The 16,664-nt window shown below is 72.3% G+C and carries 14 protein-coding genes; 6 read left to right on the plus strand and 8 right to left on the minus strand.

What is annotated here, in order from left to right; translation table 11 throughout:
- The first annotated feature begins 11 nt into the window (after positions 1-11).
- Entirely contained in the window at positions 12-878 is an 867-nt protein-coding gene (locus tag EDF53_RS14505; RefSeq protein WP_123294244.1) for a 3-hydroxyacyl-CoA dehydrogenase family protein, read from the plus strand.
- A gap of 38 nt (positions 879-916) precedes the next feature.
- The gene (locus EDF53_RS14510; RefSeq protein WP_123294245.1) at positions 917-2,362 is read left to right on the plus strand and encodes an amidase; all 1,446 of its coding nucleotides are present in this window, start codon (positions 917-919) and stop codon (positions 2,360-2,362) included.
- Between the two features lie 176 nt (positions 2,363-2,538).
- Here the strand turns inward: EDF53_RS14510 and EDF53_RS14515 are convergent, their stop codons facing one another.
- From EDF53_RS14515 to EDF53_RS14525, 3 genes are read right to left on the minus strand one after another with little or no spacing between them, the layout of a single operon-like run.
- Complete coding sequence (locus EDF53_RS14515) at positions 2,539-4,194, minus strand: extracellular solute-binding protein (RefSeq protein ID WP_123294246.1); 1,656 nt, start codon at positions 4,192-4,194, stop codon at positions 2,539-2,541.
- Between the two features lie 47 nt (positions 4,195-4,241).
- A complete protein-coding gene (locus tag EDF53_RS14520; protein ID WP_123294247.1) occupies positions 4,242-5,135 on the minus strand; it encodes a carbohydrate ABC transporter permease in 894 nt (297 codons plus the stop codon).
- On the minus strand, positions 5,132-6,115 hold the full coding sequence (locus EDF53_RS14525) for a sugar ABC transporter permease (protein ID WP_123294248.1): 984 nt from the start codon (positions 6,113-6,115) through the stop codon (positions 5,132-5,134). Before EDF53_RS14525 ends, EDF53_RS14520 begins: the two co-directional genes overlap by 4 nt.
- Before the next feature lie 109 nt (positions 6,116-6,224).
- Here EDF53_RS14525 and EDF53_RS14530 point away from each other — a divergent pair, with 109 nt between their 5' ends.
- From EDF53_RS14530 to EDF53_RS14545, 4 genes are all read left to right on the plus strand, one after another.
- Positions 6,225-7,328, plus strand: a complete 1,104-nt coding sequence (locus tag EDF53_RS14530; RefSeq protein ID WP_123294249.1) for a substrate-binding domain-containing protein — start codon at positions 6,225-6,227, stop codon at positions 7,326-7,328.
- A 200-nt stretch (positions 7,329-7,528) separates the two neighbouring features.
- The gene (locus EDF53_RS14535) at positions 7,529-8,569 is read left to right on the plus strand and encodes a hydroxyacid dehydrogenase (RefSeq protein WP_185021062.1); all 1,041 of its coding nucleotides are present in this window, start codon (positions 7,529-7,531) and stop codon (positions 8,567-8,569) included.
- A gap of 102 nt (positions 8,570-8,671) precedes the next feature.
- The gene (locus EDF53_RS14540) at positions 8,672-10,570 is read left to right on the plus strand and encodes a heparinase II/III family protein (RefSeq protein ID WP_123294251.1); all 1,899 of its coding nucleotides are present in this window, start codon (positions 8,672-8,674) and stop codon (positions 10,568-10,570) included.
- Entirely contained in the window at positions 10,567-11,226 is a 660-nt protein-coding gene (locus EDF53_RS14545) for a ThuA domain-containing protein (RefSeq protein ID WP_185021063.1), read from the plus strand. The genes EDF53_RS14540 and EDF53_RS14545 overlap by 4 nt, the downstream gene beginning before the upstream one ends.
- A 108-nt stretch (positions 11,227-11,334) precedes the next feature.
- On the opposite strand, the gene EDF53_RS14550 is transcribed toward EDF53_RS14545, so the two are convergent.
- The 5 genes from EDF53_RS14550 to EDF53_RS14570 form a co-directional block, all read right to left on the minus strand.
- Positions 11,335-12,933, minus strand: coding sequence for a DUF4832 domain-containing protein (locus EDF53_RS14550; RefSeq protein WP_123294253.1), 1,599 nt, complete (start codon positions 12,931-12,933; stop codon positions 11,335-11,337).
- Positions 12,934-13,219: 286 nt separating this feature from the next.
- Complete coding sequence (locus EDF53_RS14555; protein ID WP_123294254.1) at positions 13,220-14,002, minus strand: ABC transporter ATP-binding protein; 783 nt, start codon at positions 14,000-14,002, stop codon at positions 13,220-13,222.
- Entirely contained in the window at positions 13,999-14,829 is an 831-nt protein-coding gene (locus EDF53_RS14560; protein ID WP_123294255.1) for an ABC transporter ATP-binding protein, read from the minus strand. Before EDF53_RS14560 ends, EDF53_RS14555 begins: the two co-directional genes overlap by 4 nt.
- Positions 14,826-15,713 carry an ABC transporter permease gene (locus EDF53_RS14565; RefSeq protein WP_123294256.1) on the minus strand — a complete coding sequence of 296 codons (888 nt, stop codon included), beginning with the start codon at positions 15,711-15,713 and terminating at the stop codon, positions 14,826-14,828. Before EDF53_RS14565 ends, EDF53_RS14560 begins: the two co-directional genes overlap by 4 nt.
- Positions 15,710-16,663 (minus strand): ABC transporter permease, encoded by a 954-nt coding sequence (locus EDF53_RS14570; protein WP_123294257.1) that lies wholly within the window; start codon positions 16,661-16,663, stop codon positions 15,710-15,712. Before EDF53_RS14570 ends, EDF53_RS14565 begins: the two co-directional genes overlap by 4 nt.
- Position 16,664 lies beyond the last annotated feature (1 nt).

Raw genomic sequence — 16,664 nt, forward strand, 5'->3', positions numbered from 1 at the left:
CGAAGGACACCATGGGCTTCTCCCTGCCGACCGACATCCGCAACCGACCCGTCACCGTGATCGGCGGTGGGACCCTCGGTCGTCGCATCGCCCTGGTGTTCGCCAGCGCCGGCGGCGAGTCCCGCGTGTTCGACCTCGCCGAGCCGGTCCGCACGGCCGCCGTCGAGTACGTCGAGCGCGAGCTCCCGGCGCTCGCAGCGGCGCGGGACGGGGGCGCGGTCGGCACCGTCCGCGCGTTCGACGACCTGGACGAGGCCGTCGCCGGTTCGTGGCTCGTCGTCGAGGCGATCCCGGAGCGCCTCGACCTCAAGACGACGGTGTTCGGGCAGCTCGACCGTGCCGTCGGGGCGGACACGATCCTGGCGAGCAACTCGTCGTCGTACGCGAGCCGACTCGTGATCGACGAGGTCGAGCACCCGGAGCGCGTGCTGAACATGCACTTCTACATGCCGCCGGCGCAGAACGCCGTCGACCTGATGAGCGACGGGGAGACCGATCCCGCGGTCATCGACCTGCTGCTCGAGGTCCTGCCGACCTACGGCGTCCGGCCGTTCGTCGCCCGCAGGGAGTCGACCGGGTTCATCTTCAACCGCATCTGGGCGGCCATCAAGCGCGAGTCCCTGGCCGTCGTCGCCGACGGGGTCTCCACGCCGGAGGACGTCGACGCGATGTTCGCGGTGAACACCGGTTCGCCCGCGGGGCCGTTCCGGATGATGGACCAGGTGGGGCTCGACGTCGTCCTGGACATCGAGGAGCACTACGCGGCGGAGGACCCGCACCTGCCCGAGGGCCCACGGCAGCTGCTCCGGCAGTACGTCGACGCGGGGCACCTGGGCGTGAAGACCGGCCGCGGCTTCTACGCGTACGACCAGCACTGACGGTCGACCAGCACCGTCGCCGCCTAGGCTCGGGAACCGTGTTCGAACTCCACCACCTCGCCGCGCAGGAACTCTGGGACTGGATTCGCCGGGGGGAGGCGACCGCGCTCGAGGTGACGGAGCACTACCTCGCCCGCATCGAGCGACTCGACCCGGCCCTCGGTGCGTTCGTGACGGTCACGGGGGACGCCGCGCGCACGAGAGCCGACCGTCTCGGGCACCTGGTGCCGACGTCCAGACCGTTGTGGGGCCTCCCGTCCGCCGACAAGGACCTGTACGACCGCGCCGGGGTCCCCACGCGCTCCGGCACCGCGAGTCTGCCGGAGCGCCCTGCCGGGGCCGACCACCCGCTCGTCGCGGCGCTCGACGCCGCCGGCACGGTGAGCCTCGGCAAGACGGCGTCGCCGGAGTTCGGGATGTCCTCGTCGTCGGAGACGCGGTTCGGCGTGACGCGGAACCCCTACGACACGACCCGCGCGCCCGGGGGGTCGTCGAGCGGGGCGGCGGTCGCCGTGGCGGCCGGGCTGCTGCCCGCGGCCGTCGGGTCCGACGGCGGGGGATCGGTCCGGATCCCGGCCGCCGCGACCGGACTCGTCGGCCTGAAGCCGAGCCGCGGGCGGGTGCCGTCGATGCCCGGTCGCTCCGGTGTCGGCGGGCTCTCCGTCGCCGGGCCGCTGACCCGGTCCGTCGCGGACGCGGGGATGCTGCTCGACGCCCTCGTCGCGCCGACCGGGCTGCCGGAACCGTCGCCGTACGCCCTGGTCACGCCGTCCCGCGGTGACGGCCCGTTCACCGCGGCGGCCGTCCGCGGTGAGGGACGCTTCGTCGTCGGGCTGCTCGACGGTTCACCGTGGGACGACACCGTCGACGTCGTGGTCGACCCCGCGGCGCGCGCTGCCGTCGAGACCGCTGTGCGGGTGCTCGGCGAACTGGGGCACGGCGTCGAGGACGTGCAGATGCCGCGGGCGCCGTACGCCGACGCGTTCCGGGTGGCGTGGGAGAGCTCCGCGGCGCGGCTGCCGATGGTCCCCGGCATCGACCTGACGGCGCTCACGCCGCTGGTGGCGTGGCTCGTGGAGCGGGGACAGCGGCTCACCGGCACGCAGGTGCTCGACGCGATGACCGTGCTCGACACGTTCTCGGCGACGCTGATCGGTGCGTTCGACCGGTTCGACGCCGTCCTGTCACCGACCCTCGCACTGACCCCGCGGCCGCTCGGCTGGTACGGCGACGACCCGGACGAGGACTTCCGCCGCCAGTGCGCGTACTCGCCGTGGACCTCGATGGCGAACGTGGCCGGGCTGCCCGCGATCACCCTGCCCGTCGGGGTCACCGCCGACGACCACCCGGACGGCGGCGGCCTGCCGATGGGCGTCCAGTTGATCGGGCGTCCAGGGGGCGAGCGGGTGCTGCTCGCGATCGGGGCGCAGCTCGAGCGGCGGCTGCGCTGGCAGCGGCGGCACCCGGCTGCCTGGACCGCCTGACGGCCTGACCGCCTGCGCGGGGGTCGATGCGTGTGCATGTTCCGACGATCCACGCGTCGATCGACTCGTGGGACGTCGCACCATGCACGTGCATCGGATGCGTGTGCATGGTGCGACGAAGTACTCGGTGATCGACTCGTGGAACGTCACAGAACGCGTGCGAGCCGCCGCCCGGGCTAGCTCTGCTTCTCGATCGCCTCGGAGTACTCGCGGCGCATCTTGTCCCCGGCGGCCGACACCCACGTCGCCCGCGCGGCCTTCACCTTCGCCAGGTTCGTCCGCCCGAGCACGTAGTCGTTGCACACGCTGTTGAACGCGGTGCTCGCCGACGCCGTCGCCGCGGCCGAGGGGGAGTAGAAGCCGTCCACCGGGTTCTTCACGAGCATGTCCTGCGTCTTGGTCTGGTACTGGTGCGACTGCCGCAGCTGCTCGTCGATGCGGACCGCGGTGTTCAGCACCTGCGGGCCGGCGCCGAGTCGGTAGAGCGCGCTGGCGTTGATGGTCTGCTCGCCGACCTTCGTCAGCGTCGCGTCCGGGCCGCTGCCGGTGTGGTGGACGCCCTTCTCGCCGTGGGTCAGCGTGAACGCCTCCTTCGACCCGAACGGCGCGGAGAGGTAGTCGATGAGCCGGAGCTGGGCCCTGATGCGTTCGGGCGTCGTCTTCTTCAGGGCGGCGAACGAGAAGCTCGACGTGCCCTGGTAGTTCGCACCGGGGCCACCCGTCGCTCCGAAGGGCACGATGCCACCCGTGACGATCCCCTTCGGCATCGACACGTCGAGCAGTGCGGAGATGCCGTCGAGGTGCATGAGCACGGTGCCGTTGTTGATGTACGTCTTCGCCTTCGCGCTCTCGAGGCTCGGGGTGTCCGGGTGGAAGACGCCGAGGTTCCAGAGCTTCTTGACGTAGCTGAGCGTCTCGAGCCACGCGTCGGTCTCGTTCTTGTGGGTGAGTTCGCCGCCCTTCGACATCGCCCACTGGTTCGGCACGCCGAAGGTGGCGCCGATGAAGTCGTACGCCCAGTCGACACCGCTCGCCCCGCCCTGGCCGGCGATCGCGTACCGGCCGGCCTTGGCGTCGGTGACGGCCGTGCACAGCTCGGTGAACTCGTCCTTGTCCTTCGGGGCCGGTGCTGCGCCCGTCAGCTGCTCGATGAGGTCGGGGCGGCAGATCATCACTGACCCGAACGGCGGCCGGTGCTCGGGGACGCCGTAGATCTTCCCGTTGATGCGGGCGCTCCGCCACGACGCGGTGGGGATGTTCGCCAAGTTCGGGTAGTCCTTGACGGCGTCGCCGGAGAGGTGCTCCGACAGGTCCGCGAACTTCGCGTCGAGCAGCTGCGGGAACCGGGGCGGCATCGCGAACGTCAGGAACTCGACGATGCCCGGGATGTCGTTGCCGGCGGTCATCGTCGCGAACTTCGCGGCGAACGAGTCGCCGGGCACGAACGTCAGGTCGTACTCGGTGTCCGTCAGGCCCCCGACGTAGTCGAGGAACGAGTTCTGCGCCGGCGGCGGCGCCGCGTAGGTCACGACGAACCCGGTGGTCTTCTCACCGTCGCCGACCTTGCCGGTGACCGAGGTGAAGAGCTCGCTGTCCTGCGGGTACGAGTAGTACACGGGCTGCACGACGCCGTTGCCGGGCAGGTCGGGCTTCGGCCCATTGGTGATGGGGACGTAGGTCGGCAGCGCCGCCACCTGGTCCGAGATGGTCGCGGCGTTGCCGCCGGTGGAGCACCCGGTCAGGCTGCCGGCGGCGCCGAGGGCGACGAGGCCGAAGGCGGCGCCGGAGATGAGGGTCCGGCGGCTGAGGCCTCCGGTGGTGGTGTCGGTCATGGCTTCTCCCTTGAAGCGTCGGGTGGCAGTGGGGTGGTGGGGCCGTGTCAGCCCTTGACGGCGCCCGTCAGGACGCCCTTGGTGAGGTGGCGCTGCACCAGGGGGTAGGCGGCGAGGATGGGGATGATCGCGATCATCACGACGGCCATCTGGATCGACTCCGCCGGCGGCTGCATCGAGGCGTCGGACCCGGCGCCGGAGACCAGGCTGGAGCCCTGCAGGACGTAGGTGCGCAGCACCAGCTGCAGCGTCCACTTCGTCGAGTCCGACAGGTAGAGCAGCGCGTTGAAGAACGCGTTCCAGTAGCCGACGGCGTAGAACAGGCCGACGACGGCGATGACCGCGCGGGACAGCGGCAGGACGAGCTGCCACAGGATGCGGAACTCGCCGGCGCCGTCGATCTTCGCGCTGTCGATGAGCTCCTGCGGGATGCTCATCATGAAGCCGCGGACGACGACCATGTTGAACACGCTGAACGCGCTCGGCAGGATCAGCGCCCAGTAGTTGTCGAGGAGTCCGAGCTGCTTCACCATCAGGTACAGCGGGATCATCCCCGGCGCGAACAGGAACGTGATGAGCACGAAGGTCAGCAGCGGCCGCTGGAACAGCGATCCCTGTCGGCTGAGCGCCCACGCGGCGAGCACCGTCGACGCCAGGCTGATGACGGTGCCCACGACCGTGACGAGCAACGTGACCACCACGGCGCGGGTGACGACCCCGCCGGACAGGATCTGCACGTACGCGGACAGGTCGAACGACCGCGGCCACACGACGTAGCCGCCGGCAGCGGTGACGTCCGCCTGGCTCGACACGCTCGTCGAGAAGACGATGAGGAAGGGGAACAGCACGACGGCGAGGATCAGGACGATCGCGACGGCCTTGAGTGCGAGGACGACTGGTGTGGGTTTTCCGGCCCAGACCGGACGGGCGATGGTGCTCATGACCGTGAATACACTCCCTGCTCACCGAGCATGTGGGCGGCCTTGTTCGCCGCCATGATGAGGACGAACCCGACCAGGCCCTTGACCAGACCGACCGCGATGCCCGTGGACCAGTTCCCGTCGACGACGCCGTGGTAGTAGACGTAGGTGTCGAGGACCTCGGCGGCATCGGCCCCCACGGCGTTCCGTTGCAGGATGATCTGCTCGAACCCGACGGACAGGGCCTCGCCGAGCCGCAGGATCAGCAGGAGCACGATGATGGGCCGGATGCCCGGCAGCGTGACGTGCCAGAACCGGCTCCACGCCCCAGACCCGTCGATCGCGGCCGCCTCGTACAGGTTGTCGTCGATCGCCGCGAGCGCCGCCAGGAAGATGATCGTGCCCCAGCCGGCGTCCTTCCAGATCACCTGCGACGTCAGCAGCAGCTTGAACGTCTCCGGGTCGCTCATGATCCCGATGGTCCCCATGTCGAGCTGCCGCAGCGTGTGGTTGACCACACCGCCGGACCCGAGCGACTGCTGGAAGAAGCCCACGACGATCACCCACGACAGGAAGTGCGGCAGGTAGAGCACCGACTGCACGGTTGCCCGGAGCCACGGCCACACCAGCGAGTGGATGAGGATGGCCAGCGCGATCGGCACCGGGAAGAACAGGATGAGCTGCAGGAACGTGATCTCCAGCGTGTTCACCGTCGCCCGCCAGAACTCCGGGTCGGCGAACATCAGCTGGAAGTTCGTGAACCCGACCCACGGGCTCTGGGCGATCGGGATGTACGGCTGGTAGTCCATGAACGCGATGACGTTGCCGATCATCGGCACGTACACGAACAGCAGCAGGAGGACCACCGCCGGCGCCACCATGAGCAGCAGCGGGTAGTCGCGCCGCAGCCGAGCGAGGAACGGGACCTTCCGCGGGGCCGGGGCACCACCGGACCGGGTGGTCCGGGGCTCGGTGGTCGGATCGACCAGCGTCGCGCTCATGTGGCTCCTTTGCTCACGTGGCTGGGGGTTTCGTCATCCTGTGGCGTCCGTATGATGACGGTCAAGCCGCGGTATTCACCCGCACACGAATCGAACACTGGGAGCGACGATGCACCCGACCAGACGGCACGAACGGATCCTCGCCGAGCTCCGCGTGCACGGGACCCTGTCCGCCTCGGACTTCGCCGAGCGCGAGGGGATCTCGGCCATGACGGTCCGCCGCGACCTGTCCGAACTCGCCGACCGCGGCGTGCTCCGGCGCGTGCACGGCGGCGCCGTCTCCGTCGAGACCCTGCCCACCGCGGGCGCACCGCACCGACCCGCGCCCCGCCCCGACCGGGACACCGCCGACGGCAGCGGCGCGCTCTTCACCCTCGGGCTCGTCGTCCCCGACCCCGGCTACTACTTCCCGAAGATCGTCGCCGGCGTCGCCGAACGCACCGAGGCCCTGGGCGGCCGCGTCGTGCTCGGCGTCTCCCGCTACGAACCCGCCCGCGAACGCCAGCAGGTCGAACGCCTCATCGCCGCCGGCGTCGACGGGCTGCTCGTCACCACCACCGTCGCCGACGCCTTCAGCACCCTCGAGCTCCTCGACCACGCACCGATGCCTGTCGTCGTGGTCGAACGCTCCGTGGTCGAGGCCCCGGTCGGCTCCGCGCTCGAGTCCGTCCGCAGCGACCACGAGTCCGGCGCCGGCATCGCGGTCCGCCACCTCGCCGAACTCGGGCACCGCCGCATCGGCATGGCCGTGTTCGACACCCCGACCACCCCGCAGCTCCGCACCGGGTACGACCGCGCCGTCCGGCAACTCGGCCTCGACCCCGACGCCCCGGTCCAGGTCATCCCGGACGACCAGGGTGTGGGTGCCGCGACCAGGGCCTTCATCGAGCGCTGCCTCGCCACCGGGACCACCGCCGTCTTCGTGCACTCCGACCAGTACGCCGTCGAGTTCGTCGAGACCGTCACCGAGATGGGCCTGTCGATCCCGGACGACCTGTCCGTGGTCGCCTACGACGACGAGGTCGCGGCGCTCGCCGGGGTGCCGCTCACTGCGGTCGCGCCCCCGAAGAACGACGTCGGCCGGTTCGCGGCGACGATGTGCTTCGAGCGCATCTCGGCGACGGCGCAGGTCGGCTTCGCCCGTCGGCACATGACCCTGGCGCCGACGTTGAGCGTGCGGGCGTCGACCGCGGCGGTCGTCCCCGGTCGGTGAGCGGCCGGCGCGCGATCCGCGCGCCGGTCGTGTTCGCTTCGTGAGCGTTTGCGCCCCGCGGCTTGACTCCGCACACCGCCGAACGCTGGCATGGGGACGCCGTACCCCCGGAGAGGAACCGTCCGACGATGACGTCACGCCCCGTCACGCCCCGAGCGCAGCCCGCGCCCCGAGCGCAGCCCGCGCCCCCGGCGGTGCCCGTGCCCCCCGCCCCACGTGGCCACGCGCACCGCTCGCCCGTCCCCGTCGCCTTCGTGATGCCCGAGGCGACCTTCACCCGGGTGTTCGACCCCGGCGACCTCGCCGCCCTGCACGCCTCCGAGGCCGTCCGGCTGGTCGCCGACCGTCCGCTCGACCCGGACGACCCGTGCGACCTCCCGCTGCTCGCCGACGCTGAGGTGCTCGTCACCGGGTGGGGCAGCCCCGTGCTGTCCGCGGACCGTCTGGACCGGATGCCGCGGCTCCGCGCCGTCGTGCACTCCGCCGGGTCGGTCAAGCCCGTCGTCGACACCGACGTGTGGGAGCGACGGATCGCCGTGGCGTCGAGCGCGGCCGCGAACGCCGTCCCGGTCGCCGAGTTCACGGTCGCGGTGATCGTGCTCGCCGCCAAGCGGGCCTTCGCCAGCGCCGCCGCGCTGCGTTCGGAGGAAGCCCCGGTCGACGTCGAGGGCTCGTGGCCGGTCGTCGGTATGCACGGCGTGACCGTCGGTGTCGTCGGCGCCTCGCGCGTCGGGCGGGCCGTCATCGAACGGCTCCGCGACTACGACGTCCGCGTGCTCGTGAGCGACCCGTACCTGGACGACGACGAGGCCGCGCTGCTCGGCGTCACCGCCGTCGACCTCGGCACCCTCGCCGCCTCGAGCGACGTCGTCACCCTGCACGCGCCGCTGCTGCCGTCGACGCGGGGGCTCGTCGACCGTGCCGTGATCGGTCGGATGCGGCCGGGTACCACGCTCGTGAACACCGCGCGCGGGGCGATCGTCGACCAGGACGCCCTCGCCGACCGCCTGGACCGCGGCGACCTGGCCGCCGTCCTCGACGTCACCGAGCCAGAACGCCTGCCGCCGGACGCCCGACTGCGGTCGACGCCGAACACCTTCATCACGCCGCACATCGCCGGGTCCCTGGGCAACGAGCTGCGTCGGCTCGCCGACAACGCGGTGCGCGAGACCATCGCGTTCGCGGCCACCGGCGCGTTCACCGACCCCATCGTCCCCGACGGCTTCGCCGTCCAGGCCTGAGGCCTGCCACCAACCGCCGCCACCCACCAGCCGCCACCCACCAGCCGCCAGCACCCGTCCACCACCGTCACTAGCCACCGTCACCACCCGGAGACCCACCCCATGACCGTCACCGTCGACGCCCCGTCCTTCACCGACCGGTTCACCCCGGCAGCGCGCGCGGCGCTCCGTCCGCGCTCGTGGCGACCCGCGCCTCCCGTCAGCGACCGCCCGGCGTGGGCGCACGTCGCGGACGCCGACCGGGAGGCCCTGCTCGCGGTCGCGCACGACCGTCGCGCCGCCGCGGCGGTCACCTTCCCGACCCTCGCCCTGTGGGCGACGTACAGTCGCGACGGGAACCGCCAGCCGTACGAGCGGGCCCAGCGGAACCTGCTCGAGTCCGCCGCGACCGCGGCCCTGGCTCTCGGCGTGACCGGCGACGCCGAGTGGGCGGACGTGCTCGGCGACCAGGTCTGGCGGATCCTGGAGCTGCGCGCCTGGTGCCTGCCGTCGCACTACGCGCTGCCCGAGGACGGCAGCCGGCCGTTCCTGCCCGTGCCCGGTCGGGACGTGCTCGACCTGTCCGACGCCTACGTCGGCGGCATGCTCGCGGCGATCGACGCGATCGCGGGGGAGCGTCTCGAGCAGGACCGCCCCGGCATCCGCGCGCACGTCCACCACGAGATCCGCCGCCGCGTGCTCGACCCGTGGGAGCAGGAGGTCTACTTCTGGCACGGGGTCGACGGGCCGCCGAACAACTGGGCGCCGTGGATCGTGTCGAACGTGCTCGTGTGCGCCGCCGTGGTCGAGCCCGACCGCGATCGCCTCGCTGCGACGATCGGCCGTGCGCTCGTGATCCTCGACCGGTTCCGCGCCGGCTACGACGCCGACGGCAGCTGCGACGAGGGTGCCACGTACTGGTGGTGGGCCGGCGCGACCCTGTTCGAGGCCCTGGACCTGGTCGAGGAGCTCACCGGTGGCGCGTTCGACGGCTTCTCGGTCGAGCCGGTCGCCGCGATGGCCCGGTTCCCGATGGGCATGCAGATCGGTGCCGCGACGCAGGTCAACCACTCCGACGGCTCCCCGGCGCTGGCCGAGAACGCGAACTGGAATCTGCTCGCCCGCTTCGGGGAGCGCGTCGACGACGACCGGGTCGTGCGGCACGCCCGGTGGATGGGCCGGCAGCACGCGTTGCGGTTCGACGGGCAGCTCGCCGCGCTGTTCCGTCGGACGCTCGCCGAACTGCGGGACCCCTCGTGGACCGACGGCCCGGCCGAGCCCGGGATGCCCGCGTCGCTGTGGCTGCCCGGCACCGAGGTCGCCGTCGCCCGCGCCCACGACGGCGCGACCGACGGGTTCGTCCTCGCGGTGAAGGGCGGGCACAACGACGTCAGCCACAACCACAACGACGCCGGCGGGGTGATCGTCTCGCTCGACGGCGAACCGGTGCTCATCGACGTCGGGGTGGGCGTGTACCGCCGCGAGACGTTCATGCCGGAGCACCGCTACGGCATCTGGACGATGCGGAGTGCCTGGCACACCGTCCCGCTGCCGAACGGCGTCGAACAGCACGAGGGTGCCGCGTTCCGCGCGACCGGCACCGTGTTCGAGGACGACGGCGACGTCGCGTCGTGGTCCGCCGACCTGACCGCCGCGTACCCGGCGACCGGCGGACTGCGATCGCTCCACCGCACCGCGACGCTCGACCGGGCGGTGCCCCGTGACCGCGCCACCGAACGCGTGGTCGTCCGCGACACCTGGACGTTCGCGGAGCCCGGCACGATGACCCTGGTGCTCATGACCCGCGACGAACCCGTGCCCGTCGACGGCGGGCTGCGCGTCGGCCCCGCCCACCTGTCCGTCGACACCGAACGGTTCGCGGTGCACGTCGAGCGGCGGGACGTCGACGACGCGAAGCTCGAGCGAGTCTGGGGCCCGGCGGTGCACCGTGTGCGGCTCGTCGCGCGGCAGGCGTCCACCGACGGCGAGCACGCGCTCACCGTGACCCGGGCGACACCGTGAGCGCGGTCCTGCTCGGCGGCTCCGGACGCTGGACCGACCCGTGGCACCCCTTCGCCGAGACGAACGCCGCGGTCACGGCGCTCGCTGCGTCGGCCGGCGTCGCCCTCGATCAACCCCAGGACGTCGACACCGCCCTGGCCACCTGCGCGACCGGACCCCTGCCGTCGCTCGTCGTCGTCGACGTCGGGTTGCCCCGGGACGACCGCCCTGTCCCGCTCGCCGACGCCCGGGCCGGCTTCCACCGCCTGCTCGCGAGCGACGTCCCCCTGCTCGTGCTGCACGTCGCCGCGACGTCGTTCGCCGACGACCCGCACTGGGAACGTGCCCTCGGCGGGGTGTGGGAGCGCGGCACGACGATGCACCCGCCGTTCGGGCCCGCGGCCGTCCGGGTGGTCGACGCGGCGCACCCGATCACCGCCGGCCTGCCGGACTTCACCCTGGAGGACGAGCGCTACACGCACCTGCGGGTCTCGCCCTCGGTGCGGCTCCTGCTCGACCACGAGCACGAGGGGGAGCGGCACCCGCTCGCCTGGGTGCACGAACGACCCGGCGGCGGCACCACCGTCTACGACGCGCTCGGCCACTCCGCCGCGTCGTTCGCGTCGCCGGAGCACCGCGCGTTCCTGACGCGCGCCCTCGCGTTCCTCCTGCGCTGACGTTCCACTTGCGCTGACGTTCCACTTGCGCTGACGGGGTGGGGGCGACTGCCTGGAGGCCCGGTGCCGGTCTCGTGGACCGGCACCGGGCCTCCAGGCAGGCGCGTCTCAGGCGATGGTGACGTCGCCGACGACCAGCCAGCCCGCCTGCTGCGTGCCCTGCGCACCGAGCTCGATGCCGGGGGCGTTGCCCGCGGTGGTGTCGACGATCGCGATGCCCCACCGGTACGCGCCAGCCGCGACGCCGGCCAGCGACGGACGGAACGCGTACGACGTCGGCGAGCCCTTCAACCACGTCGACGGGTCGGACGCGGTGTCCACGAACCTCTTCGCCACGCTGCCGTCCGCACGGAGCAACGCGACCGCCGCCTTGTACTTGCCGTTCCACACCGGCAGGTTGTCGGGCAGGTAGCCCCACCCGGTGTTCGTCCACTCGTGCGTGACGTCCACCGTCGCGCCGGCGGACGCCGAACCGGGCACGACCACGCGCGACGGGTGCAGGCGGTAGCCGCCCTCGGCGTCGAACCGCTGCGTCAACGGGAAGGTCTGCGCCGCGAACCACGACAGGGCCTCGCCGTTCCGCAGGTCCATCATGTTCACGTGCGCCTCGACCGAGTCGTCGAACTCGCCCTGACGGACGTCGGCGGTCGTCACGTACCCGCGCGGGTCCTGCGTGACGTCGTGCTGGGCGGTGACCCACCCGCCCTCCATGATGATCGGCCGCCGGTACCGCCACTTCGCGGCCATCGACTTCTCCCAGTCCGCGTAGTACGTGGTCATGCCGAAGGCGTCGTGGCGCAGGACGTAGCCCTTCTCGTACGCACCGTCGAGCATCCGCTCGCTCTCGGGGTCCGGGGTGCCCCAGTCCTTCGGGCCCCCGATCATCCGGTGGTAGTTCAGCGCCAGCGGCACCCGGGTGAAGTGCTCCTGGTACAGGTCGATGATCCAGTCGAACACCGGCTCGCGGTTCGCGGCGTCCTGGTACAGCATCGAGTGCCCCTCACCCCACTTGCCGAGTCCGTACCCGTCGATGAAGTCCGTCGTGGCCGGGTCGTCGTACTGCTCGCCGAAGGCCGCGACGAACGCGGCGTACTTCGCCTGGAACACCGGGTCGTCCGGGTACGGACTCCACACCGTCTTGCTGCCGGTCTGCGTCTCGTACCCGGCGGCCCCGGCGGCGCGCACCCACGCGGGCGTGAAGTCCGACGACTTGTCGCGACTGTCCACCACGACGCGGAAGGCCAGCCGCAGCCCACGGCGACGGGCCTCGGCGAGGATGCCCGCGAACGCCGCGTTCGTGTCCCAGCCGTACACGCCCTCGGACGGCTCGAGGATCGTCCACGAGACCCGCATGTACATGACCGAGGCGTGGTCGGACACCGTGACCGTGGTGCCGTCGGGCAGCGGGACGTCGTCGTACTGCGTCCAGTAGTTCGCGGGCGGCGCCGACGAGCCGTACAGCGCCCAGCCGTTCAGCGGGTTCCGCAGGACCGTGGTGGTGTCGGCGGCGAACTCCCGCTCGACCGCGGCGGCGAGGTGCGGGCGCCCGGGGTGGCCGGGGCCGGCGGGGCCTGCGCCTGCGCCGGGGTGGGCGCGGCCGTGGGCGCTCGCCGGTGTGCTGCCGAGCACCCCGCTCGCTGCCGATGCGGTGGCGACGATGCCGAGTCCGAGTGCCGTGCGCCTGGTGATGTCGTGCGACTTGCTCATGCGTTCTCCCCTTCGAGAAGCGATCGGTGCAGGTCGATCGTCCCGGCGTCCCGCTCAGTGGGCAAGGAGTCCCGCCCAGTCGAACAGGAGTCGCACACCTCTGACCGCTGTGCTGGGAGCGAGGTGGGTGCGTGTGCATGTTCCGACAGGCCACGCGTCGATCACCTCGTGGATCGTCGCATCATGCACGTGCATCCGGTGCGTGTGCATGTTCCGACAGGCCACGCGTCGATCGACTCGTGGGATGTCGCGAATCGCGTGCCGCCCCGCCCGCCCCGCCCCGCCCCTACGGCAGCGTCGGCGCAGCCTCCACCAGCGCCCGCGTCACCGGGTGCACCGGCGCATCGAGCAGCGACACCGGCCCGTGCTCCACGATGCGCCCGGCCGACATCACCGCGACGGTGTCGCACAGCCGCTGGACCACACCGATGTCGTGCGACACCAGGACCATGGTCAGCCCGAGGTCGTCGGCGAGCGAGCGGAACAGCTCGATGACCCGTGCCCGCACCACCACGTCGAGGGCGCTCATCGGCTCGTCGCCGAACAGGATCCGCGGCCCGTGCACCACGGCCCGGGCGATCGCGATGCGCTGCCGCTGCCCACCGGAGAACTCGTGCGGGTACCGGTCGACCACGTCTGCCGGCAGGTCGACCCGCTCCAGCACGTCGCGCACCAGCGTCCGGCGATCCCCGTCGATCCGCAGTGCCCGCAGCGGTTCGCCGACGATCGCGCCGACGCGCATCCGCGGGTCGAGGGACGCGTACGGGTCCTGGAACACCACCCCGGTCTCGCGACGGAACCAGCGCATCGCGGCCGCGGAACCGGACGCCACCACCGGACGACCGGAGGCGGTCACGGAACCGGCGCAAGGTGCCTCCAGGCCGGCGAGCAGCCGCACCAGGGTGGACTTGCCGGACCCCGATTCGCCGACGATCCCGAGCCGTTGGCCAGAGGCGACCGTCAGGTCGACGCCGTCGACGGCGGTGCGGACGGGGCCCGGTTCGAAGGGCCCGCGGCGGGGGAGCCGGTAGGTGCGGTGCAGCCCGACCCCGTCGAGGACGGCGGTCATGCGGAGCCTCCGGACGGACGGGCACGACGGGCGGTGGCGCGCGCGGCGTCGACGAGCGCGACGGTCGCAGGGTGCTGCGGCGCGGCGAGCAGGGACGCGACCGAGCCCTGCTCGACGACCCGTCCGCCGTCGAGCACGACGGCGGTGTCGGCGATCCGCGCGAGCACGGCGAGGTCGTGCGTGACGAAGACCATGCCGGCCGACAGCCCTTCGAAGAGGTCGAGGATCCGCGCCTCGGTCGTGACGTCGAGCGCCGTGGTCGGCTCGTCGGCGACGAGGTACGCGGGCTGCCCGGCCATCGCCATCGCGATGCAGATCCGCTGACGCTGCCCGCCGGACAGCTGGTGCGGGTACTGCCGCAGCAGCGACTCCGGGTCCGGCAGTCCGACGTCCGCCGCCAGGGTGGTCGCCGCGGCGCGTGCCGCCCGCCGGTCGAGTCCGCGGTGCAGGCGCAGCGGCTCCGCGATCTGCGCGCCGACGCGGCGCAGCGGGTCGAGGGCGGTGCCGGGCTCCTGGAAGACCATGCCGATGCCGGATCCGCGGTGCGCCGCACGCTCCCGTTCGGGCAGGCCGACCAGTTCCGTGCCGTCCAGGCGGATGCTGCCGGTGACGGTCGCGCCGGCGGGCTCCAGGCCCATCAGGGCGAGCGAGGTCATGGACTTGCCGGATCCCGATGCGCCGATCACGCCCACGCGCTCGCCGGGAGGCACGGTGAACGTCACGTCGTCGAGGATCGTCCGCCCCGCGATGCGGACGGAGAGCCCCACCACCGCGAGCCCGCCGGGGCCGGTGTCGCTGCGGCTGTGGCTGTGGCTGCGGTCGGTCATGCGGTCACCCCCGGGGTGGTCGTGGCCGGGTCGGTGCGGCGGTCGCCGCCCGCTGCGCGGTCGTTCGTCGTCAGCCGTGGGTCGGTGGCGTCGCGGATCGCGTCACCGAGCAGGGAGAGCGCCGCGACGACCAGCGCGATCGCGGCTCCCGGCCAGGTGGCGCTCCACGGGTGCACGCCGATGTAGGTCTGCAGGTCGGAGAGCAGGTTGCCCCACGACGCCGTGTCCGACCCGGCGCCGTAGCCCAGGTACGACAGACCGGCCTCGGCGAGGACCGCGGTGGCCATCGCGAGCGAGAGCTGCACGGTGAACAGCGGCGCGGCGTTCGGCACCAGGTGGCGGAACAGCACCCCGACACCACCGACACCGGAGGCCCGGGCCGCGGTGACGTAGTCGCTACGGGCGATGCGCCGGATCTCGCCGCGGGCGACCCGAGCGATCGTGACGCCGAAGGACAGTCCGACGCTCACGATGACGACCCCGAGCGACCCGCCGAACACCGCGGTCAGCAGCATCGCGGTCAGCAGGGTCGGGAACGCCACCAGAATGTCGAGCAGGACGGCCGTGCCCTCGCGCACCCAGCGGGCGGTGAGGGACCCGATCGCGGTCAGGACGATGCCGACGACACTCGCGATCACCCCGGCCCCGACGGCGACGAGCACGGTGGTGCGGGTGCCGGCGAGCAGGTAACTCGCGATGTCGCGGCCAGCGGCGTCGGTGCCGAACCAGTGCGCGGCGCTCGGGCCCTCCCACTGGTGGAACGGATCGGCGCGGAACGGGTCCTGCGGCGTCCACACGAGCGACACCGCGGCGAGCACCACGAGCAGGCCGAGCACGACGACGGCGAAGACCCCGGTGGGGCGGGAGAGCAGGCGGCGGATCATCCGGACACCTCGCGTTGGCGTGGGTCGAGGGCGCGGTGCACGACGTCGACGGCGAAGCCGACCAGCAGCACGAGGCCGGTGAGCACGAGCAGCTCGGACTGCACCTTGGTGACGTCGCGGCGACCGACGTCGGTCACGAGCATGCGACCGACCCCGGGCAGCGAGAACAGCTGCTCGACGACGACGGCCCCGACCAGCAGCCCGGCGATCTGCACCCCGAGCACGGCGAGCACGGTGAGGGCGACCGAGGGCAGCCCGTGCCGGAGCAACGCCTGCGTGCGCGTCAGCCCGATCGCGGCCGCGGTGCGGACGTGGTCGGCGTCGAGCACCGACAGCGTCGCGGACCGGGTGAAGCGCAGGATGACGGCACCCTCGACCGCGCCGATGGTCAGGGCGGGCAGCACGAGCGACGCGAACGCACGCCCCGGCTCGGACCAGCCGTCGAGCGGGAAGCCCTGCGTCGGCAGCCAGTGCAGCGTGACGGCGAACAGCGCGACGAGCAGCATGCCGGCCCAGACGACCGGGATCGCGGCGACGGCCTGCGCCACGAACCCGATGACGGCGCCGCCCGGTCGACGGCGGAGCACCGCGGCGACGACCCCGAGGGGGACGCCGACCACGAGCGCGGTGACGAGTGACATGCCCGCGAGCGGCAGCGTGATCGCCAGCTTCTGCGCGATCTCCGGCGCGACCTGCCCGTTGGTCACCAGGGACCGGCCGAGGTCGCCGCGGAACACCCCGCCGATCCAGTCGAGGTACTGCACCACGACGGGCCGGTCGAGGCCGAGCTGCTGCCGGAGCTGCTCGACCTGCGCCGGGGTCGACTGGGTGCCGGCGACGACCTGTGCGACGTCGCCGGGCAGCACCCGCAGGGTCGCGAAGATGATGACGCTCGCGACGAGCAGCCCGACGACGAACAGCAGCAGCCTGCCGACCAGGAACCGGGTCACG

The sequence above is a fragment of the Curtobacterium sp. PhB78 genome (assembly GCF_003751685.1).
Classification (GTDB): domain Bacteria; phylum Actinomycetota; class Actinomycetes; order Actinomycetales; family Microbacteriaceae; genus Curtobacterium.

Coding starts and splice junctions, on each gene's coding strand:
- EDF53_RS14505 (WP_123294244.1), top strand. CDS start 12: ATGGGCTTCTCCCTGCCGACCGACATCCGCAACCGACCCGTCACCGTG.
- EDF53_RS14515 (WP_123294246.1), bottom strand. CDS start 4,194: ATGACCGACACCACCACCGGAGGCCTCAGCCGCCGGACCCTCATCTCC.
- EDF53_RS14520 (WP_123294247.1), bottom strand. CDS start 5,135: ATGAGCACCATCGCCCGTCCGGTCTGGGCCGGAAAACCCACACCAGTC.
- EDF53_RS14525 (WP_123294248.1), bottom strand. CDS start 6,115: ATGAGCGCGACGCTGGTCGATCCGACCACCGAGCCCCGGACCACCCGG.
- EDF53_RS14530 (WP_123294249.1), top strand. CDS start 6,225: ATGCACCCGACCAGACGGCACGAACGGATCCTCGCCGAGCTCCGCGTG.
- EDF53_RS14540 (WP_123294251.1), top strand. CDS start 8,672: ATGACCGTCACCGTCGACGCCCCGTCCTTCACCGACCGGTTCACCCCG.
- EDF53_RS14550 (WP_123294253.1), bottom strand. CDS start 12,933: ATGAGCAAGTCGCACGACATCACCAGGCGCACGGCACTCGGACTCGGC.
- EDF53_RS14555 (WP_123294254.1), bottom strand. CDS start 14,002: ATGACCGCCGTCCTCGACGGGGTCGGGCTGCACCGCACCTACCGGCTC.
- EDF53_RS14560 (WP_123294255.1), bottom strand. CDS start 14,829: ATGACCGACCGCAGCCACAGCCACAGCCGCAGCGACACCGGCCCCGGC.
- EDF53_RS14565 (WP_123294256.1), bottom strand. CDS start 15,713: ATGATCCGCCGCCTGCTCTCCCGCCCCACCGGGGTCTTCGCCGTCGTC.